The organism is Chryseobacterium sp. KBW03 (assembly GCF_003852415.1).
Taxonomy (GTDB): Bacteria; Bacteroidota; Bacteroidia; order Flavobacteriales; family Weeksellaceae; genus Chryseobacterium; species Chryseobacterium viscerum.
Genome location: NZ_QAJO01000005.1, coordinates 469,906 through 493,187, shown reverse-complemented (window position 1 = coordinate 493,187; position 23,282 = coordinate 469,906). Strand labels below are relative to the sequence as shown.

Genomic DNA, 23,282 nt, shown 5'->3' with positions numbered 1-23,282 from the left:
AAATTGCCCGAACCTTTTTTGATATATATTAATGTTTAATAGTCAGATTTAGAAAGAATCGTATTAATAATCATATTCGCATGAATTCTGGAATTCTCAATGAACCAAAGATGAGTATCTTTTCCTCCACAAACCACTCCTGCCAAATAAAGGTTGGGAATATTGGTTTCCATCGTTTCAGAGTTATAGAAAGGATTCAGACAATCTCCATTGAGTTCGATGCCTGAGTTTCTTAGAAAATCAAAATCCGGAAGATAGCCTGTCATTGCCAGTACAAAATCATTGTCAATTTCATGGGATTTTCCATCCTCATCTTTAAAAACAACGGTGTTTTCCTTAACTTCTACCAGTTCTGCATTAAAATGAGCTTTGATGCTACCTTCTGCAATTCTGTTTTCAATATCCGGTTTCACCCAGTATTTTACACTATCTGAAATCTCAGAATGACGGACAATCATGGTTACTTCAGCCCCTTTTCTATACGTTTCCAGTGCAGCATCTATCGCAGAATTGCTTGATCCTACCACTACAATTTTCTGCTTCGCATAAGGATAAGGCTCGGTATAATAATGCTTGACCTTTGGAAGATTTTCACCGGGAATATGCATAAGATTGGGGATATCATAGAATCCGGTAGCAATGACTATATTTTTGGCCAGATAAGTTGATTTCGTAGTTTTGATCTCAAATATTTCATCATTTTTCGAAACACTCAGTACCTTCTCATATAAGTTGATATTCAGCTTTTTTTGTCTGGCAATTCCCTGATAGTATTCCAGTGCTTCCTGCCTTCCCGGTTTTGGAGCCGTAGAAATAAAAGGAATATCGTCAATTTCCAATTTTTCAGCAGTGGAGAAAAAGCGCATATACAAAGGATAATTGTAAAGTGAATTGACAATGGTTCCTTTTTCTATGATTACATGACTAAGATTGTTTTTTTGAGCTTCAAGAGCACAGTTTAAACCAATAGGTCCGGCTCCGATAATGAGAATGTCCAAAATTTCCATATAACAAAGGTACAATGGAAATTATAAATTATCAATGATGAATTCATAATTCTGCTTGGCATCAGTTTTGGTGTTTTTTACCCATTACAAAATTTGAAATATGAAAAAACTATTTATTCCGGTACTCGCTTTGAGCTTTGTTGTAGCCTGTAACAAAGAGGCTGGGAAGCCTGTCCCTAGTACAATTGATTCTGTCGCACAGAAGGCAAAAACAGACAGCGCAAGTACCCTTCAGAATAATGTTAATAAAGAAGCCGTTTTAAAACAGACCAATGATGAGGTTTTGAAAGCTCTGAAAAATAAAGACTATACAGCTTTTGCTTCCTTCATTCACCCGGAAAAAGGGGTTCGCTTTTCAATGTATGCTTATGTAGACCTGAAGGAAGACAAGCACTTTTCTAAAGCAGATTTTGAAAAATATCAGCCTACCAAAACATTATTTACCTGGGGGGCACATGACGGTTCAGGAGATCCTTATAAAGCGACGATCAATGATTATCTTGGTAAATGGGTCTTTTCTAAAGATTTTACAACATCACAATATTCACTGAATAAATTTATCGGCGGCGGTAATTCTTTAAATAATTTAAAGGAGATCTATCCTAAAGATGACTTCACCGAAAACTATATCAAAGGAACGGAGAAGTATGGTAATATGGATTGGAAAACGGTCCGGTTTATATTTGAAGAATTTCAGGGTAAATATTATCTGATCGCAGTGGTGAACGACCAGTGGACGATATAGAATTTAGAGGCTGGGGATAGAACTTCCAGCCTCTAATTTCCTTTCTTTTGTTATAAAATTTCGGTCAGTTGATGGGTTAGGTTTCTTCTCGAGAACTGCTCAATATGTTGAGTGTTTTCAAGAGAACTCCCATTTTTCCAAAGATCAAACTTTTCAATGATAAACTTCTTGACAGTTTCTGCATCCTGATAGCTGAAGTGCTTTCCTGCCTGGGTTTCTTCCAGAATTTTTGCCACATCAGCTTTGTCCGGACCAAATGACAGAATCTGCTTTCCTGAAGCCAGGTATTCAAATATTTTTCCGGGAATGATCCCTTTTGAAGATTCATTGGGGAAATTGGTGATCAGAAGAAGATTTGAATTCTGCATTTCCTCTACAGCTTTTCCGTGGGCAAGATATCCAAGATTCAGGATATGATTTTTCAGACTTGAATTTTCAATAGAATGCAGGATTTTATCGTCTATTCTTCCTACAAATTTCAACGTAAAACTGGTGGCAAATTCTGGGTTCTCTTTGATCAGTTCATCAAGTGCCTTCCAAAGATTTTCGGGATTTCTTAGCTGTTCCAAAACTCCGATATAACTTAATGTAAAAGTTTCACCTATGGGCTCTTTCCCCTTTTCCTGTGAATCACTTTCATCAAATCCATTTGTAATACAAACTGCATTAGCTCCGGCTTTCCGGAAATTCTCTGCATCAGTATAGCTTGTGGCCAGAGTGATGTCTGCATTTCTGAACACAGCACTTTCGAGCTGACGGTGTTTGTTATCTGAGCTTTTGGTTAATTTCAAATGTTTATAATAGGAAATCTCGGTCCATGGATCACGGAAATCGGCAATCCATTTCAGATCCGGCATTGTATTCTTAAGTCCCAAACCAATCAGATGGAGTGAGTGGGGCGGGCCGGAAGTAACAATCGTATCTATTTTATTGTCTTTCAAATATTTTTCCAAAAACTTAATGGATGGTTTCACCCAAAAAACTCTGGCATCAGGAATGAAAAAATTACCCCTTACCCAAATTGAAAGTTTAGATTTCCAGCTTTGATTTTTTCCTACATCAAATTGCCCCGCCTTAAATTTCTTATTGCTTTTATTAAGTTTTTCAGCCAGCTGATAAGGTTCCCAGATTTTGGTTCTTACCATCTCAATGTTTTCAGGAACATCTTTCATCAGCGTTTCATCCAGCAAAGGATAACTTGGGTTTTCCGGAGTATAGATGATCGGTTTCCAGCCAAAATCCGGAAGATATTTTGCGAACTTCAGCCATCTTTGAACACCAGGACCTCCCGCAGGAGGCCAGTAATAGGTGATAATCAATATTTTCTTTTGTTCCATTTTTTAAGCTCTATGTCATTCTGAACGAAGAGTAGCGCAGTGAAGAATCTCATTCTATCTCTTCATTAATAATGACAATGCGTAATATTATTAAGCTTAAATATTTAAGCTTTTTGTTCAGCTACAATTTCTTTTTTCTTGTTTTTGTTGATCCAGAAGATACCAAACGCAGATAACAGGATAAATAATCCGAATGAAAGCAAGGAAACCCATTTCCCTTTTTCAATCACTTCCGGTTCAAAAACCATTCTGATGTGGTGATTTCCTGCCGGAACATGTACTGCACGTAGTAAGTAATCTGCTTTGATGTATGGAACCTCTTTCTCATCTACCAATACTTTCCATCCGTGAGGATAGTAAACTTCAGAGAAAACAGCCAATTGAGGAGTTTTCGACTGAGATTTAAATTCAAGTTCATTAGGCTGATATTTCGTCAGATTGATAAATGCTGTAGAATCTGCCTGTACTGGTTTGTTGTCAAAATACGATTTATCAGATGATGCGATAACCGCTGTTTTTTTGTTGTCGATAGTTCCGATAGATTTAATTTCCTGATTAGGACTATCTACAAACTTCAAGTCGCTTACAAACCATGCGTTTCCGTTGGCTTTTGGATTGGGAACAACCTGTGGCTGATCAGGACCTCCGAAAACCAGATATTTAGCATTTAATAAGTTTAATACATTAGGTGTTTTTACACTGTCGACATTGTTGATATACTCATTCAGTACATCATCATATCTTCTTAATTTTACAGCGTGGTAACCGCCAATTGAAGCCTTAAAATAAGAGGTATTGGTTTCACTGGTTACGCCCAGCGTCTGGTTGTAAATTCTGTAGTGAGTTTTGTCTTTTTCAGTGATTGTTTCCAATGTTTTGTTGATATTGACATTGGATAGAATAGATTCCAGGTTCGGATTTCCCTGAACTTTTTCAGCCAGAAGATCTGAACTTTCTGTCTGGAAAGGATTTTCAGCAAAGATCTTATCTACGTAGTTTTCGTCATTCAAATAACGTTTGTTTACAGTCCAAAGATCAAATAAACTTACGACTCCGATGATGACCAAAGCTATATTCTGATTAAGCTTTTTCTTTAAAGTTAAGAATAATGCTGCAGCAGTAATGGCTACATAAATAAATGCTTTTATCGCATCTATTCTGAATAGTTTATATCTTTCATCTACCAGAAAATCGAGTAGGAAAGGAGGGAAGTAAGTCTTTTCGCCTTCTGTTGAAAACCCTAATAATGATTTTCCAAAGATCAAAAGAATCAATAAAAACCCTAATGTTCCGCCTCCTGTATAAAGAAGGATTTTCTGTTTGTATTCTTCAGTCAGTTTCTCATCTGTGAAGAAATTGTATAATCCCAGAATGGCAATTAAAGGGAATAATAATTCCACTACAACCAGAATGGAAGAAGGAGCTCTGAATTTATTATAAAACGGAACATAATCAATAAAGAAGTCCGATAATGGCATAAAATTGCTTCCCCAAGCCAATAAAATAGTAAGGATAGAAGCTCCTAAAATCCAGTAACGGTATTTTTTCGATGCGAAGAAAAATCCTAATAAAGCAAGGAAACATACAATAGCGCCCTGGTAAGCAGGACCTGAAGTTCCCGGTTGGTCTCCCCAGTAAGTCATTCCGCCGAAACCTTTTGAAATTCTGTCCATTTCAGCCTGTGAGCCCACATTTTCCTGAACCATTTCCTGAACTTTGCTCATCATTTCTTTTCCTTCCGGCTCCTGGCTTCCACCACCCATTAATCTTGGGATAAACAGGTTTAAAGTTTCCAGCTGTCCGTAGCTCCACATCAGCATACTTTCCTTATCCATTCCAGATTTTCCAGAAGTATGACTGTCGTTATCTAAGATCTGCTTTCCACGAACCGTTTCTTTTACATATTCAGAATTAGCCATGATTCTTTGCGAATTCATTCCAACGCCAATAATGCATGCTGCCGCGATAATTCCCGAAGAAATAAGGAAATGCTTCATCGGTGTCTTCTTCAGAATAGCTCTGATCAATTCAGACAGGAATAAAAATCCTAAAGCTAGGAATAGGTAATAGGTCATCTGCGGGTGGTTGGCAGCGATCTGAAGCCCCATAAAAAGGGTTGTCACAATGAATCCCCAGATGTATTTTTTTCTGATATAAACCAGTAAAATTCCGGCTAACAGCGGAGCAAAATATTCAATGGTGTTTACCTTACCATTGTGTCCGGCTGCGATAATAATGTAAAAATAGGTCGAAAGTCCAAAGAAAGTGGCTCCCAGGAGCGCATACTTCCAGTTTCTGACTACTACCATTCCCAAAAGGAAAAAACCTGCAAAAAGCAGGAAGAGATAATTGACCGGCCTTGGCAGGAAATTCAGATTGCTGTCGATTTTTTTGATGATGTCCCCTTTAAACTGGCTTCCCATCTGATAAGTCGGCATTCCCCCGAACATAGAGTCACTCCAATAGGTTTCATTTCCGGTATTGGCTCTATAGTCGAGCAGTTCTTTTGCTCCTCCTCTGTATTGCACAATATCATGCTGGAAAAGTTGTTTTCCTGTAAATACAGGAGTGGAATATAAAAATGCTAAAACTATAAATACTACTAATGAAATTGCAATATAAAGGAAGTTTTTGTTTTTTGCCATGCTGGTTATTATCTTTTATTTCTTGGAATTTTTACCTTTTGTCATTACTCTCTTTCACCTCTTCATAGTCTACAGTCTCTGCATCCCATTTAAGGTTCTGTTTGTTATTCTTATTCGAGTCGTCTATATCCTGCTTTCCGTTGTTTTGATTATTGTTATTAAAACGGTAACTATAAAATGTCTTGAAGAAAATTCTTTTAAGAATATTCCAGACAAAGAAAATAATAATGGCAGTGAGTACTAACTCAAGAATGTACTTCATAATTTTTAGATTTAAAATTCAGGGTTTAGAGTATAAACCCTGAACGTATTTACTTTAATTATTTAGCAGATGGGTTTACCATTACCGAAGAATTAGAAACGCTTTTCATAGACTGAGACTGCTTTCCATCTGAAATAGTTTCTATCTGTGTTGTTTTTACGTTGATATTCTGGTTGGTAATCCATCCTGTGCTTTCGTCAAACTTAATGGTTCCGTTCTGAACCAGTTCGCTGCTCATGCTGTGTGTAATCGGTCCCTGAGCTTTCTTTTCTGTTTTCTTAGGAATACCTCCGGTTACCGCAATTTCTGCTGCTCCGTTTCCTAAGCTTTTTATGACATAGTTGGATGTCACTTTAACGCTTCCGCTTGCGTCTGCATTTTCAGAAGTTGACCACTTTTCACCTATTTTTACTCCTTTTTTAGGAATAATCATCAGGTTTTTGTGGAATTGATCTTTCAATACTTTTTCGTTGAATGATCCTTTAAGGCTTGCTACAACGTTCGCTTTTTCATTGGCATCTTTAATAAGAGTACCTACTGCATTCCCCACTTTTGTATAAACAGCATCAAATCCTGTGATAGAAATTACGTTACCTTTTGTATCCATTTTCATCGCAAGCTTGTTTCCGGTAAGCGCTTTGTTTACATTCCAGATCATTTTAAGATCATCTTCTTTAGGAAGAGGCAGTTTAGTATCTACAACTACGGTCTTTCCTTGCGCTGCCTGAGAATTTCTCTTTGCAACAAGGTTAAGGGTCATTTCGTATACATTTCCTTTGATATCATCTACTACAAAGTTCATTTCATCTGTAGATTCACTGGTTGCAGTGATAGATTTTCCCTGAGGATCTGTCATTGTTTTTACATCTCTCTGGTAAGTTGTAAGAGGATATGTTTTTCCTTTTTCAAGTTTAAATGTTTGAGTGATAACTCCAGCAGAATCTTTGATTGCCGGGTTTTCTGCAACTTTTGCTACAGAGTCAGCAGGAACTTCTACGGTTACCGTTTTTCCGGTTTTAGGGTCTACTTTCGTTATTTTTGCCGTTTCTTTTTTACAAGATACAAGAGCTATTGATGAGATAAGCGCTAGCGCTGCAATGTTCTTCATTTGATTTTTAACTTTATTTTTTACTACTATTTCTTACTATATGGTCTGCAATATCATGCAGCTTTTCCCATAACAAGTCAATAACTGTGCAGAATTTGTACCAATAATGATTGGGTCCATTTCCAAGGGTTTCTCATATAAACTTTCAGCGCTCGGAAATTTTGAGGTTCCGATTTCTGTTGTTCCGTAATTATAGGAATAACTTTTACCATCCTGCTGCTTTATTTTTTGTCTGTACATTCAGAGTACATATGGTGAAAAATAATGGAAAAAGTGATTTTATGCTTATGGTTTAAGGATTCGGTATTACGGCCATTTTCTGTCTTACCGCTTCATACAAAATCGCTCCACATGCTACAGAAACATTCAGAGATTGAGTTTTTCCTTCGATAGGAAGTTTTATTTTTTCGTCAGAATGATGCAATACTTCTTTAGAAATTCCGGTTTCCTCATTTCCCATTACAATGGCACATGGTTCTGTGAAGCTGACATCATAAATGAGCTTCTCCGCTTTTTCACTGGCTGCATATACGGAAATTCCGCTCTGCTGAAGAAAATCTACCGTGTGTGCAAGGTTGTTTTCTTTACAGATTTTAATATTATAAATTCCTCCTGCGGAAGTTTTTATCGCATCAGAATTGATAGGAGCAGCTCCTTTTTCCGGAATAATAATAGCATCAATTCCTACACATTCTGCAGTTCTGCAAATTGCTCCAAAGTTTCTTACATCGGTAAGCCTGTCCAGAATCAAAAGAAAAGGAGTTTTCCCTTGTTCAAATAATTGTGGAACAATATCCTCCACTTTATGAAATGGTACATCTGAAATAAAGGCTACCACACCCTGGTGGTTCTTTCTTGTAAAACGGTTAAGTTTTTCAATCGGAACATAATTAGGACGGATTTTATTTTTTGCTAAAATTGTCTTTAGTTCAGCATAAATAGGACCCTGAAGTGCATTCTGCACAAAGACCTTGTCAATCGTTTTTCCTGCTTCAATTGCTTCAATCACAGGACGCAGCCCGAAAATGAAATCGTCTTTTTTATCTGTCATTTTATTATTTTAAATAGTGAGTTGTAAAATGTCAATCTAACCTTATCAATCCATTTTTGGTTGATAAAATCATCTTTTATTATCATTGACTGGCGAAGTGAAATTCACATCAACTATCTTCCTTTTTCTCCTAGAATTGCTCTTTTTTGAGCGATCACATATCCATAGTGAAGGCTTTCATGCATATTGTTGAAGATAATCGCATCCTGAATGCTTTTCAGGTCCATTCCGAAACTCGTGGTATAAGGCGTGTAGTCTGAGAAGAAATCGCTGTCATAATCTTTCATCAGAATCTTCGAAGTTTCTGTAAGCAAAAATTCTAAATCTTCCACTTCGGATTTCTGAACATCCAGGTTGGGTAAAGTTCCCTTTTTGTAAGTTTCGATCCAGTATTTATCAATACGGAAAGGGTTTCCGCTCAGGTAATAATGCAGAAGCTGCTGTGTAGCAACGGTGTGTGCAATATTCCAGTAAAGATTATTATTGAAACCATCCGGAATCAAAAGCAGATCTTCATGAGAGGTGTTTCGAAGTACATCCAAAAGGTTCTTTCTTACCTGTCTGTGCGCTTGAAAATGATAATTCATTTTGCAAAATTTTTAATCACCAAAAATAGTTTAATAAACTGGAAATGACAATTTTTGAGCAGATGATTAAAGCAAAATTTATATATTTTTATGAAAAAATAAGATAATCTTATTGAGTTTTAAGCCTTCAGCGGTTCTTGACCTTGCATCAATACTGGAATATTTAACAAACTTTAACTCAAAAATAGCATTTATTATGTTGATTAATGCAAGTATTTATCAGAAATTTACCACTTATTTTAAATCAAGCTATGTCAGAGATATATCAAGCTGAAGATATCCGCCAATTGACGGAAAAAATAAAGGAAAAAAATTATTTATTTTCTCTTCTGAAACAGGAAATCAACAAAGTTATTATTGGTCAGGAATACATGGTAGACCGTCTTCTGGTGGGGCTTTTGGGGAATGGTCACGTTCTTCTTGAAGGGGTGCCGGGATTGGCAAAAACTCTTGCGATAAAAACATTGGCAGATGCTGTTCATGGGGAGTTTTCAAGGATTCAGTTTACCCCGGATTTGCTTCCTGCAGACGTTGTAGGGACGATGATCTACAGTATCAAAGACAATGATTTCTCCATAAAAAAAGGACCTGTATTCGCGAACTTTGTATTGGCGGATGAGATCAACCGTGCGCCGGCAAAAGTACAGTCGGCTCTTCTGGAGGTAATGCAGGAAAAGCAGGTGACCATTGGTGATGAAACCATGAAGCTTCCAAAGCCGTTCCTGGTATTGGCAACACAGAACCCTATTGATCAGGAGGGAACTTATCTGCTGCCTGAAGCACAGAGCGACCGTTTTATGCTGAAATGTACCATAGATTATCCTTCTTTCGAAGATGAAAGACAGGTGATGAGAATGGTTTCCACTTCACATCAGCCAACAGTGAAACCTGTGATTTCTCTTCAGGATATTATAGATGCTAAAGAATTGATCAACCAGATTTATCTGGATGAGAAAATTGAAAAATATATACTGGATATGGTTTTTGCAACACGTTATCCGGAAAACTATGGTCTTTCTGAGCTTAAAAATTATATCAGCTTCGGAGCTTCTCCAAGAGCTTCTATCAACCTTGCTATCGCTTCAAGAGCATATGCGTTCTTAAAAGGAAGAGCTTTTGTGGTTCCTGAAGATGTAAAAGCATTGGCAAAAGATGTATTGAGACACAGAATGGGCTTAACTTTTGAGGCAGAGGCTGAAGAAATTTCAACAGAAGAAATTATCAATAGAATTTTAGCAAAAATACAGGCACCATAATGAGTGAAGTAATAATCAGAAAAGCAGTTCAGGAGGACTGCGCTTCCATGCTGGATTTAATCAGGGAATTGGCTGAATATGAAAAAGCACTTCATGAAGTCACTGTAACATTAGATGAGTTTACAGATGACGGTTTCGGAGTTTCTCCGGTATGGGGAGCTTTTGTAGCCGAATTCAATGGTGAAATAGTAGGAATATCGTTGTATTATGACAGATATTCTACATGGAAAGGAAGAAGATTGTATCTTGAAGATCTCGTAGTAACAGAAAGATTGAGAGGAAAGCAGATCGGAAAGAAATTGTTTGATGCCACATTAGAATATGGTAAATCCAATAATTATAGCGGCATGGTGTTTCAGGTATTAAACTGGAATGAGCCGGCTATCAATTTTTATAAAAAATACAGTCCAAAGTTTGATAATGAATGGCTGAATGTATCCATTGAGCTTAAAGGGTAAATTGTACAGAATCTTGTAACCAAACCTTGAACTTTAAACCTTAAACTTGTCTATGCAGATAAAAGATATTGTAAAAAGAGTAAAGCAGATTGAAATCCGTACCAGAAAAAAGACGGAGGCTGCTTTGATGGGGCAATATCACAGTGCCTTTAAAGGGCAGGGGATGACTTTTTCTGAAGTTCGTCCGTACCAGTTTGGAGATGAGATCAGAAGGATCGACTGGAACAAAACGGCACGTTTCCGTGAACCATTTGTAAAAGTAATGGAAGAGGAAAGAGAGCTGACAATGATGATTCTTGTTGATATTTCTGCTTCCATGGATTATGGTACAAAAGTTCAGCTGAAAAGAGAATATGTAGCCGAAATAGCAGCAAGCTTAGGATTTTCAGCAGCAGGAAATAATGACAAAGTAGGATTGATCCTGTTTGCGGATAAAGTATATAAAGTAATTCCCCCTCAAAAGGGAAGAAAGCATATTCTTTCGATCATCAGTAATATTCTGACTGCCGATTATGTTCCGACAGAATCTAAAATAGATAAAGCTCTGGAATATATGATGGGGATTTTTAAAAGAAAATCATTGGTTTTTCTGTTGTCAGATTTTGAAGACACCTATGATTCAAAAATGCTGAGAGTGGCATCAAAGAAACATCAGCTGCTGGGGATGAGGATTTATGATGAAAAAGACAATGAAATCCCAGATGTAGGATATGCCCGTCTATATGACGTGGAAACCGGAAAGGAGATCTGGGCTAATACTTCCAGCGCAAGATGGCGGTATACCTTTGCGGAAGCTCAGAAACAAAAACTGAGAGCCTTGGAAGAAGATTTTGCCAACAGCTCGGCAAGTTTTATGAATATCGATACCGGGTCAGATTATTCAAAATTATTGTATAATTACTTTCAGAAAAAATAACATCGGGCTTAGCTCGTAACTAAAAAAACATGAGGCAGCTGCCTTTATTATTTTAACATTGAGAAAAATACTTTTAATATTATCTTTTCTGATCTGTGCGAATGCTTTTTCACAGATATTATCCTCTAATGTAGAAAAGAAAACCCTCGCTTTGGGAGAAATCAATCATCTTACGATAAAGATTGATAATCTTAATGAACAGCAGGTAACTTCAGCTCCGAAAAATGAACTGCTTCCTTTTCACTTTGAAGAAACTAAGGACAGTATCGGTCAAAATCAGAATTCTTATGAAAGAAAGATCGAATTTTCTGTTTTTGAGGAAGGAAAATTTACCATTCCTGAGCTGGAATTCAAAGTAGGAGATAAAATACTTAAGACAATTCCTTATGAAATAGAGGTCATCAATACGGCTCAAAAAGCAGATCAGATCAATGACATCATGAATAATAAGGATGTGAAACTTGAACCCAAGGATTATTGGGAGCTTTATAAGTTTTATATTCTTGCGGCATTGGCAGCATTGGCTCTTATTATTGCCATTGTTATGTTTGTGAAATGGGGAAGAAAATCCAAAAGTTCTCCCGTGGTTGCAACCAATCAGACATTGAAAGAGCTGGATTCCCTTAAAAAGAAAAAATATATCGAAGGAGGAAACTTCCGTTCATTTTATGTTGAACTGATTGATATTTCCAGAAACTTTATCACAAAACAATATCACCTTCCGGCAGATGTACTTCTTACCGATGATCTTATTGATGTAATGAAAAAGAATAATACCATTTCGCAGGACAATGAAAAAGTAATAGAAGATGTATTCCTGAGAGGAGATCTGGTAAAATTTGCCAAGACCTTCCCGGATCAGGATACGATGGAGAAAGACTTTGCCAATATCAGGGATTTTGTGAAAAGATCATCCAAAGATTTAGAATTTGAAAACTTAAGAAAGGATGTTTAATTTTGAGTTTTACAGTCCATGGTTTTTATTGCTTTTTCTGCTGCTTATCCCACTTTTAATTAAAGATGCAGGGAGACGCAAAAGAAAAGGGATAAAAGTTCCTACGACAAAAAATATGGATCACAGCGGTGGTATCCAGGGTGTACTTTTTTTACTGAAAATTTCAAAGTATATCATTCTTTCTGCTTTGATCATTGCTATGGCAAGGCCGAGAACCTTTACCATTTCTCAGGACAGAGATGATACAAAAGGAGTAGATATTATGTTGTCTATTGACGTTTCTTTGAGTATGCTGGCTAAGGATCTTAACCCGGATAGAATTACCGCATTAAAAGATATTGCTGTAAAGTTTGTCCAGAAACGTCCGAACGATAGGATAGGTGTTGTAGCTTATGCTGCAGAAGCTTTCACAAAAGTTCCTGTGACTTCAGATCATCAGGTTGTTATTGATGAAATTAAAAATCTGAATTCTGCCGGTCTTGAGCCTGGAACAGCTATTGGAGAAGGACTTTCCGTTGCGGTGAATCATTTGGTTAAAAGCAAAGCAAAAAGTAAGGTAGTCATCCTAATGACAGATGGAGTAAGCAATATTCAGAATGCTATTCCTCCGCAGGTAGCTGCTGAACTGGCGAAAAATAATAATATAAAAGTGTATTCAATCGGGATCGGAACCAACGGTTATGCCCTGATGCCGACTTCACAGGATATTTTTGGAGATCTTATCTTTACAGAAACTGAGGTTGCCATTGATGAAAATACACTGAAAGAAATTGCACAGACTACCGGAGGAAAGTATTTCAGAGCTACCTCAAACAGCAGTCTGGAAGAAGTATATAATGAGATCAACCAGCTGGAAAAATCTGATGTGAAAGTTTCCAAGCTTTACAATTATGAAGAATATTTTAAGATATTCCTTTGGATTGCTTTAGGAATGTTGGTATTTGATGCATTATTGAGATGGGTGTTTTATAAAATTTTAAGCTGATGAGTTGGTCTTTAGGAAATTATTGGTATTTACTTTTACTGTTGCTTCTGCCGCTGTTAGCTTCCTTTCTGATCCGTTTTTTAAAATGGAGAAATAAAAAAAGAGAAATTTTTGCAGCCAGCCGCTTTCACGATAATTTATTTGACAAGAGTTCGGGATTTACGAAGTTTTTCCCTGCTTTATATTTGATAGGAACATTATTTCTGATATTCTCTATTATTGACCTTCTAAATGGTTCGGAGGAGGTGAAGAGTACCCAGAAACTGAATAATGTGATCTTTATGCTGGATGTATCCAATTCTATGAATGCGGAAGATGTCGATCCAAGCCGTCTTACAGAGGCTAAGAATCTGATGACAGCTACCATGAAGAAAATGAATAATGATAAGATCGGTATTGTCATCTTTGCCGGGAACGGAATATCTATCATGCCCCTGACGACTGACTATAATACTGCAGAGACCTATATCAGCGGTATTGAAACCAGTTCGATGCAGATTCAGGGAACCGATTTCCTGAAAGGGATGCAGGCAGCGGCTGAGAAATTTAAAAATGTAAGCAAAGGATCCAGAAAAGTCATATTACTGAGTGATGGTGAAGATAATGAAGGAAATGACAATGCGGCAATAAGACTAGCTAATAAAGAAGGAATCAGTATTACTTCTGTAGGTATCGGTACCGATGAAGGAGCCCCGGTTCCGGAATATGTTTTTGGCCAGCTGATGGGATATAAATCAGATGTAAACGGAGGAACGGTAATTTCAAAAAGACAGACGGAAGCTTTAAAGAAAATGGCAGAATCTACGGAAGGCACTTATATTGACGGAAATAACATCAATGAAGCTCCGGACAGGATTGTAGATGCTATCAGTAAGAAGTCTGCAGGAGCGGTAACACTGGTGAAATCTCAGAATGCCAATCATTATTATCAATATTTTCTAGGAGTATCTATTCTGTTCTTCTTTTTAATTTTTATTTTTAATCCTAAAAAAGATTTTAATGTGTAGTTTTTCCCTCATTTATAGAAGAAATTCTACAAGTACTTTAACCGAATTTTAACAAATAAAACTCTGTTTCTTAACATATAAAGGAATAATTTTGCAAGTGATGAATACTAAAATCACATTTTTATCGTTTATTGTTGCCGTCTCGCTCTCAGGCTTTTTGTTTGGGCAGGAAAACTACAGAAATTTAGTTCATGAAGGCAATCAGAAATTTGACGGTAAAGATTATGACGGAGCCTCCTCGAAATACATGGAAGCGATAAAATCCAACAATAAAGATTTTACCGCTCACTATAATATGGGGAATGCTTTGTATAAAAGTAAAAAATACGAAGAGGCAAAGGCAGAGTTTGAAAAAGCAGAAAAGCTTTCACAGACACTTCCTGATAAGATGGCCGCTCTTCATAATCTGGGGAATGCATATATGCAGATGAACCAGCCGGAAAAAGCCGCTGATTATTATAAGAAGGCTTTGAAGCAGGACCCTTACAGTGAGGCGACAAGAAAAAATTATGAGATTGCCAAGCTGAAAGAGAAAGAAAAAGAACAACAAAAACAGGAACAAAATAACTCAGGAAAAGGCGGCGGTGGAAATGATCAGAACAAGGGTGATGATCAGAGCAAAGGCGACAAAGACAAAAAGCAAGATCAGGGTAATGGTCCACAAAACGAAGGTAAAAGCGACCAGGGTGACAATCCTAAGCAGAATCAAAAGAATGAAGGCAGAATGCCAAAGAATCTTGAAAATGCGATCTTAGATAAAATAAACGAAAAAGAAAAAGAAACTGCCAGAAGAATTTTGAACAAAAATTCTTATTCGATGCCTGAAAGCAACGAGAAAGATTGGTGATGCAACACAAATTGATTTACATATTGCTTACTCTAGCATCCGTAATTACTTACGGACAGGTAAATCTTACTCTGGATGCTGATAAATCTGAATATACAGGAAAAGATATCGTAAATCTTACCATCGTTCTTGAACTTAACGGAACTGACCTTATACAGCAGACAGGTTTTCAGATGCCGGATCTTTCAAAATTTAATATTATAGGAAGCGGATCTGTTACCAACACTGTGATTGATCCCGCTACCAATACTTTAATTACTCAAAAAATATCCAGAATTGCTCTTGAACCTAAGAAAAAAGGGAAAATAAAGATCGGTTCAGTTCTGGTTACAGTCAATAATAAAATCTACAAAACAGAACCTTTTGATGTCAATATCCGTGATATTGTTGACAAAAGATCACTGGCTGCCAATACGTCCAATGATGTCTATCTGAATATGGAGATCGAAGACAGGGAGGTGTATCAGGATCAGCCTACCATTGCTGTTCTTAGAGTATATTCAAGAAGTATGGATAACCTGAGAAAGGTAAAGAATATTCATCTTCCACAGCAGGATAATATCAACGTACATCCTATCAATTTTGATAAGTCTGAAATAGATCCGTCCGGATATGGAAATATGCCTTCACAGGTATTGGCCATGTTTATGGTATTTCCAAATGAAGCCGGCTATGTAGAAGTTCCTGGGGTAGCAGCTTCTGTAAGTACCTATTCTAACAAATCTAAGATTGTTTCCAATAAAGTAAAAATCAATGTAAGAAGACTTCCGGAAGGAGCACCGGAATGTTTTAAAAATGCTGTTGGAAACTTTAATGTAAACGTATATAATGCTTCCAAAGAAAAGCCGGAAGCCAAGAAACCATTGAATGTTGTAGTGAAAGTTTCAGGAGAAGGTAACCTGCCGGATATGGAACTTCCTAAAATTGCAGCATCTCCGGACTATGAGGTTTTTGCTCCGAAAATTACCTCTAAAATTTCTCCGGGAACGACAGGAATGAAAGGAGAGATTCTGGCTAACTATGTTATTATTCCGAACAAATCCGGAACGATAGCTATTAAAACTGAACAATTTGCTTTCTTTGATCCTGAAAATAAAGAATATGTAGATCTGGGACAAAAAACATTGGATCTGAATGCATTTTCTCATGATCAGATCCTGGAAGCCCGTTCTACGGTAGAAAAGGTAAACGAGTATACCAATAACCTTTTGGAAACGGTAAATACTCCGGTTTTAAAAACCACTTCGTTTAAAGTAAAAGAAAAAAGTAAATTCCACTGGAATGTTCTTTTAATCAATATTGCGATTCTGCTAAGCTTATTTGTTGCTTATCTGTTATTTAAAACTTGGCAAAAAAAACGTACATTAGTTAGGGAAACTGTACCGGCAAAACCTTTAGGTTCAGTGGCTGAAACAGAAAAACAGATCAGAGAATTGCTGAAAACAGATATCAATGATTACTTTGGATATCTGGAAAATCTTAAGGATAATGGGGAGTTTGAAAAGTTCTTTATCACACTGGAAGAATTGGATGAGGAAGTAAGAAGCCAGTATTTCCAAGGCTCTGCAGCGGAGTTTAAGACTTTTCTTGAAAAGCACAATGGATCTTCAGTGGCTGAAGAATACAGCAAACTGCAGCAGAAAGTTCAAATGGAAAAATATAATCCTGTGAAATCTACTGATGCTCTTGAAGAACTTTTGAAAACAATTGTTAATTTATATTCACAAATTAGCAAATAGTCAGTTTATTTTCATATTTTTGCGAAATTTTTAATTACAAAGAGATGGAAATTTTTGATGGTTTTTCTTTTAAAGAGATCGTTACCAGCTTTATGGTTCTGTTTGCCGTGATCGATATTATCGGTTCGGTGCCTATTATCGTAAGCCTTCAGCAGAAGTTTGGAAAGATTGAAGCTGGGAAGGCATCAATCACAGCAGGTGCTATTATGATCGTTTTCCTTTTCGTAGGAAATAAAATACTTAAACTTATTGGTGTGGATGTAAATTCCTTTGCAATTGCCGGAGCTTTTGTGATTTTTATCATAGCCCTGGAGATGATTTTAGGAATTGAAATTAATAAAACAACCGAAGCAAAGGCTGCATCTATTGTACCCATCGCATTTCCGCTAGTAGCAGGTGCCGGAACTTTAACAACGGCATTGTCTCTTAGAGCTGAATTCCATGATATTAATATTATCTTCGGAATTATTCTTAACACAATTTTCGTATATTTGGTGCTGAAATCAGCGAAATGGTTGGAGAGCAAAATCGGGGATGCTACTTTGATGATCCTTCAGAAAGTTTTCGGAATTATCCTTTTGGCAATTTCAATTAAATTATTCACCGCAAATTTTGCACAGTTGGTGCAGAATTATATTAATTTTTAAGAGTCATGAAGAAGTTTTATAAAGTATTTTTAGTACTGTTTATTGTATTCATCGCCATCAATCTTTACGCTATCAACTGGCAGACAACAGATATCTTAGGAGATGAAGATAACCTTAGGTTTGTATTTTCAGCATCAGCTGCTGCAATAGGCCTTATCCTGCTTTTCGTTATGGATACCTGGAGCAGAATCGGTGTAAAGAAATAAATTGAATATTTCATTATAGATATAGGACCTCTTTCGTTTTGAAGGAGGTTTTTGTTTTTATTAGGTGGAAGGTAATAGGTAGCAGGGATTAGGTTGTCATTAAATACAATATTGGCTTTTCTATTCAATAGAGGTGGGCTTTTGCCTGTTTAAACAATTTGTAAACGTTCCTATGGCTTTAACCAAAACCTATAAAATAAGGTGGAGCGCAATTATATTTTCGTAACATAGAAAATATTCACCAACATCTAAGAAATAACCAGATTTTTCAATATCGCTTCAGACTTCAGTTCCGTTTCCTTCCATTCTTTTTCAGGGCTGCTTTGAGCGGTTATTCCACCTCCTACAAAAATATGTACAGCGTCTTTATAAAGCCTGGCACAACGTAGGTTCACAAAATACAAAATACTCTCTTCAGTTTCTACCTTACTATAACCTGCATAGAACTCACGGGGAAATTTCTCGTATTTACGGATGTTTTCATTACAAAAATCTTTAGGAATACCGCAAACTGCCGGAGTAGGGTGAAGGTCCTGAATAATCCTGTCAAGATCCTCAGGTTGAATGGTCGTTTTAAAATCTGTTCTTAAATGCTTAATATTTCCGGAAATATGGTCATAGGTTTCCGATTGTTGTACCTTATCAGAATAGTTTTTTAGAATGTCCTGAATATAACTGGTGACCGGTTTCTGTTCTTCAATTTCTTTTTCAGACCATTCTTCCAACACAGGAAGAGTTCCTGCCAGCGCCATCGTTTCAAACTCATGGGTTGTCTTATTGAACTTTCCTAATACTTCGGAGAAAGCTCCCATCCATGCATTTTCTCCGTCATTGAAGAGGTATCTGAAAGCATTTGGATAAGATTTACATAGATTATTAAAACTCTCCTTAAAATCAATGATGGTAAAGTCTGTAAAAATTTTTCTTCTTGAGTAAACCAGCTTAGGGAGATTGTTTTTTTTAATCACTTCAATGACTTCCTGTAATGTTTTACAGTATTCTTCCCTGGTTTCTGGGATGCTGCCGGTTGGGGCATTAATGAATGCATCGTTTGTGATCGAAGTATGATCAAATTCAGACGGATCAATTTCAACAATATCTCCATTGAAGTCAATATGATCTAAGCCATTATAAGAATGAAATTTGACCGCATTTTTTATATTTTTTTCATCCGCAGACAATAGTCTTTCGTCGAAAGGAAGTTTGAAATAAATCATGAGTTATGAATGCATTTTGAAAATTAACCACCGGAAATATACAGGAAATTCCGGTTGTAATTTTCCTTTCTACAAAGGTATTATTAGTCTTAAAAATGTCAAAATAAAAAGAGCTTAAATTTATTTTAAGCTCTTTATTTTTTTATGTTGTTGCCACTTATCTATTGATGATATTATTCGTCATCGTAGTGTGGTTGATAAGTACTCCTTTTTCGTCACGGATTTCAATCTCAGAAACGTGCATAGTCTTTCCTTTTCTGATAAAACGTGCGGTAGCAGTTACAATTCCGTCTTTTTTACTTTTCAGGTGGTTAGAATTGATATTAGTCCCAACTCCATAATACTTTTCACCATCAATAAATATATTAGACAGGCTTGACCCTAAGGTTTCAGCTAAGACACAGCTTGCTCCTCCGTGCATGATCCCAAATGGCTGATGCGTTCTTGGAAGAACAGGCATTGTCGCTGTAAGGGTTTCATTTTCAAGATCAATATCGATGAATCTTATTTCAAGGGTTTTGGCAAGCGTTACATCTCCCCAGTTATTGATGAATGCTAGTATTTCTTCTTTTGTCTGACCTTTCATTTTGTATGATTAATTTTGTTTCTAGATCTATTCATTTCCGGTTCCCATAATATTGGGATTCCAGTTGGTAGGGATTTTAGGGACAATATCATTTTTTACATAATACTCCTGAATTTCCTCCATGATTTCTGAAAAAGGAACCGATGCTATTCTTTCATAAGGAATGGTGTACCCCAGATAAACAATGTTCCTTTTGAAATCACCGGCTGCCAGTACGATAGGAACTTTTGCTGCCAAAGCCATGTGGTAGAATCCTTTTCTCCATTTCGGTACCCAGCTTCTTGTTCCTTCCGGAGTAATCACAAGGCTGAAATCTTCTTTTGAAAATTGGTTCGCTACGAAATTTACAAGGTCATTTTTTTGGCTTCTGTCGATACCGATGCCTCCAAGTCCTTTTACAATACTTCCGTACCAGGCTTTGGTATGGGCATCTTTAATGATAATTTTTAAAGGTTTCTCTAAAGACCAATAGGCGAAATTCCCTAAAATGTATTCCATATTATGAGTATGTGGTGCTACCACAAGGATGCATCTGTTCAGGTTGTTGACATCGCCTTGTAAAACGACCTTCCAACCTAATATTTTTAACATTGCTTTACCTATTAGCTTTTTCATAGATTTCTTGGATTAAAAACAAAAAAGTATAACCAAATTTTGGTTATACTTTACAAATATATTGAAATATTATCGCTCTTAAAACAAACCGCTAATTAAATCTACGATTTTCATTACGAATTCCATTGCAAATTGTATCATGATAAGGCTGTGTTTTTGGTTGATTGGTTATTAAATTTTAACAGTACGAAATTAAAACATTTTTTTTACATAAAGAACTAAATATTGCTTTATTTTCACTTTTCTGAGAGAAGAAGGGTGTGAATTTCAAACGGTTGCCATCCACCCACACCTTCTACCACTCTCTGAAGTTAATTATTTAGTTTGTATGGAAATTTCGTTTTTTCCGTCTTTGATTTTGATGTCCACATCTTTGTTTATTTTCTTGATGTTGGACACTGCAGAATCAATTACTTTCTTTGCCTGGTTGTTTGGAACTTTTTTACCGTTTACGATGATGCTGTCCTGATCATCAGAGTTGTATTCGATACTAGAACCGTTCACCGTGATTTTATTTTTTTCAATTCTAACACCGTTGTGGTCTTCATCTCTGTCCTGATCGTTGTCATTGATGCCGTCTCCGTCTAAGTCTCCATCCATATTGATATCGTTTTTCTTCATTGAGATAACAATGGTTTTTTGCGGAACTACAAGCTCATAATTTACGCTGTAGTCTCTGAATCTATGTTCATATGGATATTTTACATAGTTCGGAAGTAATACTTTATTGTTTACAACTTCTACAGGAACGGTCAGCTGGATAGGGAAATTATAACCATTTCCTTCCTTTTTGATGATCAGATAAGGGGTTTTAATATCCGGTTTTCTGGTTACATCTACTGAAATATAATCTTCTTCATACACAGATCTTTTATCAGAATAAATATCATTGTTATAAGCTTTGAAATTCTGAGGAATATTGATTTGCTTTACATCTACATACAATGTATCTGAAGTCGTGTTGATGGCAACATTTTCTACATCTTCTTTATTTCCTTTGTAGATCATGTTCTTTTTAGCCATGCTTAGTCCAAAGTAAGTTCCTAACCCGATCAGAAGAAGAAATAAACCTCCTATTACCCATCCGATATTTCTCAGTTTTGTTTTTGGAGAGAATATCTTGATGCTTAATAAACTGAAAAGAATAGCAGGAATTAAACTTCCGATGACCATCATGGCTGCCAGTACTTTATCAAGTCCCTGATCATCCATGTAGAATCTGATTTCATTGGCTCCTGGGAAGTCTGTATCCATTCCGAAAAGACCGAATAATACAAATACTCCGATAATGCTTCCTACAGCCATCAATACGAAGAATCCTCCTACAATGTATTTGAATACATTCCAGATACCGCTTCCTGCGTTGTTGATGTAAGGCTTGTTTTCGTTATATATTTCTCCGACCCTCTGAGTAGATTCATTGGCAAACTGCACCAATTTATTAGACTCATTTTTAAGATTGTCGAAGTTCATAGGCTTTCCCTGCATTTTCAGGAAATCTGCTGCTGTTTCAGCTTTTGGAAGTACGATCCAAAGGATTACATATAAAAGACCGATCAATGAAGATGAGATGGCTGCTGTGAAAATTCCTAGTACGAAGATTCCCAGCCAGATTGCTCTCATTGTGGTAATATCCATTCCTACATATTGAGCTAAACCTGCGCAAACTCCGGCTACTTTTTGTTTTTCCGGATCACGGAACAGCTGTTTTTTATCTGTATAATTGTTTCCTGAATAGGTATTTCTTGCTGATGTTTTTTCAGAAAAATAAGCCTCTTCCTGTTCTTCAATTTTTTCAGGGCTTCCGATCTGTGCGATTACCTTTTCTACATCGGTATCGTTGATTACTTCACGTTTTCCCAGAGAATCTTTGAAAATCTCCACCATTCTTATTTCTATGTCATGCATTACCTCATCAGCCTCAGAAGCGTCCAGTGAGCTTCTCAGAGCATTCAGGTAGTCGCTGAGCTTTATATATGCGTGTTCTTCTATGGTAAAAGAAAAACCTGCGAGTCCTATTGAGAGTGTCTTGTTCATAGCTTTGTTTTTTAATTTTGTTGGGTGATTTGGTTTACTGAGGCTGTCAGCTCATTCCATGTGTTTTGAAGTTCATCCAGAAAGAGTTTTCCTTTTTCTGTGATCTGATAATATTTTCTGGGTGGTCCTCCTGTAGATTCTTCCCATCTGTAAGAGAGAAACTCTCCGTTTTTAAGTCTTGTAAGAAGAGGGTAGAGGGTCCCTTCCACTACATCCAGTTTTCCTTTTTTCAGTTCATCGATAAGATCGGAAACATACATTTCTCTATTATTGATGAGACTTAGAATACAGAATTCCAGAATCCCTTTTCGCATTTGCGCTTTGGTATTTTCGGTATTCATCTTTGATAAGTTTTGTTAATTAGTTATATTTTTAGAAAAATGCCCCTAGCTAGTTGAGCCTATTCTAATTTTACATTACAAAGATATGTAAATTAAATGGTAATATGCAATACAAAGTAGTGAAATTTTTAAAATAAATAATGTAAATAATTGATAATCAATTTAATAATTTTGTATGTGGATTTTGATGAAATTGAATTTGACTGGAAAATGGGTGAGAAATCTCTAAATTTTAAATGAAATTGAAAGAAATGCAGATATAATCGCGAAAACTGAACGTCCAAAGATTCAATACTGAACGTCCAAAAAAAAATTATAATTATCTAAATACACATTCAGTTTAAGAGAACTTTTTAATCAATTTAAAGCACTTTTAAAGCACTTTTAAAATTAATAAAACATTACCTTTGTTTAAATACATTTTGCTATGATAAGATTTATTGATTTAACTGGACAAATTTATTTAGATGAAGAAGAGGTCTCTTTTGCTTTCTATGACACCGTAAGAAATAGGTTTTGTGAATTCTCAGACACTCAATGCTGGGATAATATTGAAGAGTTCATAAATGATTATACAGGAGATGACATTGAACGTTTTTTAAGGCTAATACCTAAAAATATTGTATATCAATGGAAAGACGTTATGGTACAGATTAATGGAAAAACGATTGATATTACACCGATTGAATACGAAAAAGATAAGTAGAGAATAAATAAAAAAAGCATCC

Annotated in this window: 25 protein-coding genes; 12 read left to right on the top strand and 13 right to left on the bottom strand. The window is 36.3% G+C overall.

Going from position 1 to position 23,282, the window contains the following annotated elements; all coding sequences use genetic code 11:
- Window positions 1–35: 35 nt before the first annotated feature.
- Window positions 36–1,007, bottom strand: coding sequence for a YpdA family putative bacillithiol disulfide reductase (locus DBR39_RS13815; protein ID WP_124534023.1), 972 nt, complete (start codon window positions 1,005–1,007; stop codon window positions 36–38).
- A gap of 100 nt (window positions 1,008–1,107) precedes the next feature.
- On the opposite strand from DBR39_RS13815, the gene DBR39_RS13810 reads away from it, so the two are divergent.
- Window positions 1,108–1,752 carry a hypothetical protein gene (locus DBR39_RS13810; RefSeq protein WP_124534020.1) on the top strand — a complete coding sequence of 215 codons (645 nt, stop codon included), beginning with the start codon at window positions 1,108–1,110 and terminating at the stop codon, window positions 1,750–1,752.
- A 50-nt stretch (window positions 1,753–1,802) separates the two neighbouring features.
- On the opposite strand, the gene DBR39_RS13805 is transcribed toward DBR39_RS13810, so the two are convergent.
- The 7 genes from DBR39_RS13805 to DBR39_RS13775 form a co-directional block, all read right to left on the bottom strand.
- Window positions 1,803–3,089, bottom strand: a complete 1,287-nt coding sequence (locus tag DBR39_RS13805; protein ID WP_124534019.1) for a glycosyl transferase family 1 — start codon at window positions 3,087–3,089, stop codon at window positions 1,803–1,805.
- Between the two features lie 104 nt (window positions 3,090–3,193).
- Window positions 3,194–5,734: a YfhO family protein gene (locus tag DBR39_RS13800; protein ID WP_124534017.1), complete on the bottom strand. Its 2,541-nt coding sequence runs from the start codon at window positions 5,732–5,734 to the stop codon at window positions 3,194–3,196.
- Between the two features lie 31 nt (window positions 5,735–5,765).
- Window positions 5,766–5,996, bottom strand: coding sequence for a hypothetical protein (locus DBR39_RS13795; protein WP_103232921.1), 231 nt, complete (start codon window positions 5,994–5,996; stop codon window positions 5,766–5,768).
- Between the two features lie 58 nt (window positions 5,997–6,054).
- Window positions 6,055–7,104: a DUF6263 family protein gene (locus DBR39_RS13790; RefSeq protein WP_124534015.1), complete on the bottom strand. Its 1,050-nt coding sequence runs from the start codon at window positions 7,102–7,104 to the stop codon at window positions 6,055–6,057.
- A 36-nt stretch (window positions 7,105–7,140) separates the two neighbouring features.
- Complete coding sequence (locus DBR39_RS13785) at window positions 7,141–7,344, bottom strand: hypothetical protein (protein WP_124534013.1); 204 nt, start codon at window positions 7,342–7,344, stop codon at window positions 7,141–7,143.
- Between the two features lie 52 nt (window positions 7,345–7,396).
- Window positions 7,397–8,155 (bottom strand): 23S rRNA (guanosine(2251)-2'-O)-methyltransferase RlmB, encoded by a 759-nt coding sequence (gene rlmB / locus DBR39_RS13780; protein ID WP_124534011.1) that lies wholly within the window; start codon window positions 8,153–8,155, stop codon window positions 7,397–7,399.
- 113 nt (window positions 8,156–8,268) lie between these two features.
- The gene (locus DBR39_RS13775) at window positions 8,269–8,742 is read right to left on the bottom strand and encodes a DinB family protein (protein WP_109737943.1); all 474 of its coding nucleotides are present in this window, start codon (window positions 8,740–8,742) and stop codon (window positions 8,269–8,271) included.
- A gap of 251 nt (window positions 8,743–8,993) precedes the next feature.
- On the opposite strand from DBR39_RS13775, the gene DBR39_RS13770 reads away from it, so the two are divergent.
- The 10 genes from DBR39_RS13770 to DBR39_RS13725 all read left to right on the top strand — a co-directional run bounded on the left by DBR39_RS13770 (window position 8,994) and on the right by DBR39_RS13725 (window position 17,758).
- Window positions 8,994–9,998 (top strand): AAA family ATPase, encoded by a 1,005-nt coding sequence (locus DBR39_RS13770; RefSeq protein WP_103232916.1) that lies wholly within the window; start codon window positions 8,994–8,996, stop codon window positions 9,996–9,998.
- Window positions 9,998–10,456, top strand: a complete 459-nt coding sequence (locus tag DBR39_RS13765; RefSeq protein ID WP_124534009.1) for a GNAT family N-acetyltransferase — start codon at window positions 9,998–10,000, stop codon at window positions 10,454–10,456. The genes DBR39_RS13770 and DBR39_RS13765 overlap by 1 nt, the downstream gene beginning before the upstream one ends.
- A 52-nt stretch (window positions 10,457–10,508) precedes the next feature.
- Entirely contained in the window at window positions 10,509–11,372 is an 864-nt protein-coding gene (locus DBR39_RS13760) for a DUF58 domain-containing protein (protein WP_124534007.1), read from the top strand.
- Between the two features lie 58 nt (window positions 11,373–11,430).
- The gene (locus tag DBR39_RS13755) at window positions 11,431–12,327 is read left to right on the top strand and encodes a BatD family protein (protein ID WP_124534006.1); all 897 of its coding nucleotides are present in this window, start codon (window positions 11,431–11,433) and stop codon (window positions 12,325–12,327) included.
- On the top strand, window positions 12,320–13,312 hold the full coding sequence (locus DBR39_RS13750) for a VWA domain-containing protein (RefSeq protein WP_124534004.1): 993 nt from the start codon (window positions 12,320–12,322) through the stop codon (window positions 13,310–13,312). The genes DBR39_RS13755 and DBR39_RS13750 overlap by 8 nt, the downstream gene beginning before the upstream one ends.
- Window positions 13,312–14,319, top strand: a complete 1,008-nt coding sequence (locus DBR39_RS13745) for a vWA domain-containing protein (protein WP_124534002.1) — start codon at window positions 13,312–13,314, stop codon at window positions 14,317–14,319. Before DBR39_RS13750 ends, DBR39_RS13745 begins: the two co-directional genes overlap by 1 nt.
- 100 nt (window positions 14,320–14,419) lie before the next feature.
- A complete protein-coding gene (locus DBR39_RS13740; RefSeq protein ID WP_124533990.1) occupies window positions 14,420–15,166 on the top strand; it encodes a tetratricopeptide repeat protein in 747 nt (248 codons plus the stop codon).
- Between the two features lie 23 nt (window positions 15,167–15,189).
- The gene (locus DBR39_RS13735) at window positions 15,190–16,905 is read left to right on the top strand and encodes a BatD family protein (protein WP_228447836.1); all 1,716 of its coding nucleotides are present in this window, start codon (window positions 15,190–15,192) and stop codon (window positions 16,903–16,905) included.
- A 44-nt stretch (window positions 16,906–16,949) separates the two neighbouring features.
- Entirely contained in the window at window positions 16,950–17,552 is a 603-nt protein-coding gene (locus tag DBR39_RS13730) for a MarC family protein (protein ID WP_124533986.1), read from the top strand.
- A gap of 5 nt (window positions 17,553–17,557) precedes the next feature.
- Complete coding sequence (locus DBR39_RS13725; RefSeq protein ID WP_103232907.1) at window positions 17,558–17,758, top strand: hypothetical protein; 201 nt, start codon at window positions 17,558–17,560, stop codon at window positions 17,756–17,758.
- A gap of 248 nt (window positions 17,759–18,006) precedes the next feature.
- On the opposite strand, the gene DBR39_RS13720 is transcribed toward DBR39_RS13725, so the two are convergent.
- From DBR39_RS13720 to DBR39_RS13700, 5 genes are all read right to left on the bottom strand, one after another.
- On the bottom strand, window positions 18,007–18,975 hold the full coding sequence (locus DBR39_RS13720) for a chorismate-binding protein (RefSeq protein ID WP_124533984.1): 969 nt from the start codon (window positions 18,973–18,975) through the stop codon (window positions 18,007–18,009).
- 157 nt (window positions 18,976–19,132) lie between these two features.
- Window positions 19,133–19,561, bottom strand: a complete 429-nt coding sequence (locus tag DBR39_RS13715; protein WP_124533982.1) for a PaaI family thioesterase — start codon at window positions 19,559–19,561, stop codon at window positions 19,133–19,135.
- Between the two features lie 27 nt (window positions 19,562–19,588).
- Window positions 19,589–20,176, bottom strand: a complete 588-nt coding sequence (locus tag DBR39_RS13710) for a 1-acyl-sn-glycerol-3-phosphate acyltransferase (protein ID WP_124533980.1) — start codon at window positions 20,174–20,176, stop codon at window positions 19,589–19,591.
- 315 nt (window positions 20,177–20,491) lie between these two features.
- Complete coding sequence (locus tag DBR39_RS13705) at window positions 20,492–22,213, bottom strand: PspC domain-containing protein (protein ID WP_124533978.1); 1,722 nt, start codon at window positions 22,211–22,213, stop codon at window positions 20,492–20,494.
- An 11-nt stretch (window positions 22,214–22,224) separates the two neighbouring features.
- Window positions 22,225–22,554, bottom strand: coding sequence for a PadR family transcriptional regulator (locus DBR39_RS13700; RefSeq protein WP_103234940.1), 330 nt, complete (start codon window positions 22,552–22,554; stop codon window positions 22,225–22,227).
- 427 nt (window positions 22,555–22,981) lie between these two features.
- Between DBR39_RS13700 and DBR39_RS13695 the strand changes: the two genes are divergently transcribed.
- Window positions 22,982–23,260, top strand: coding sequence for a hypothetical protein (locus DBR39_RS13695; RefSeq protein ID WP_124533976.1), 279 nt, complete (start codon window positions 22,982–22,984; stop codon window positions 23,258–23,260).
- Window positions 23,261–23,282 lie beyond the last annotated feature (22 nt).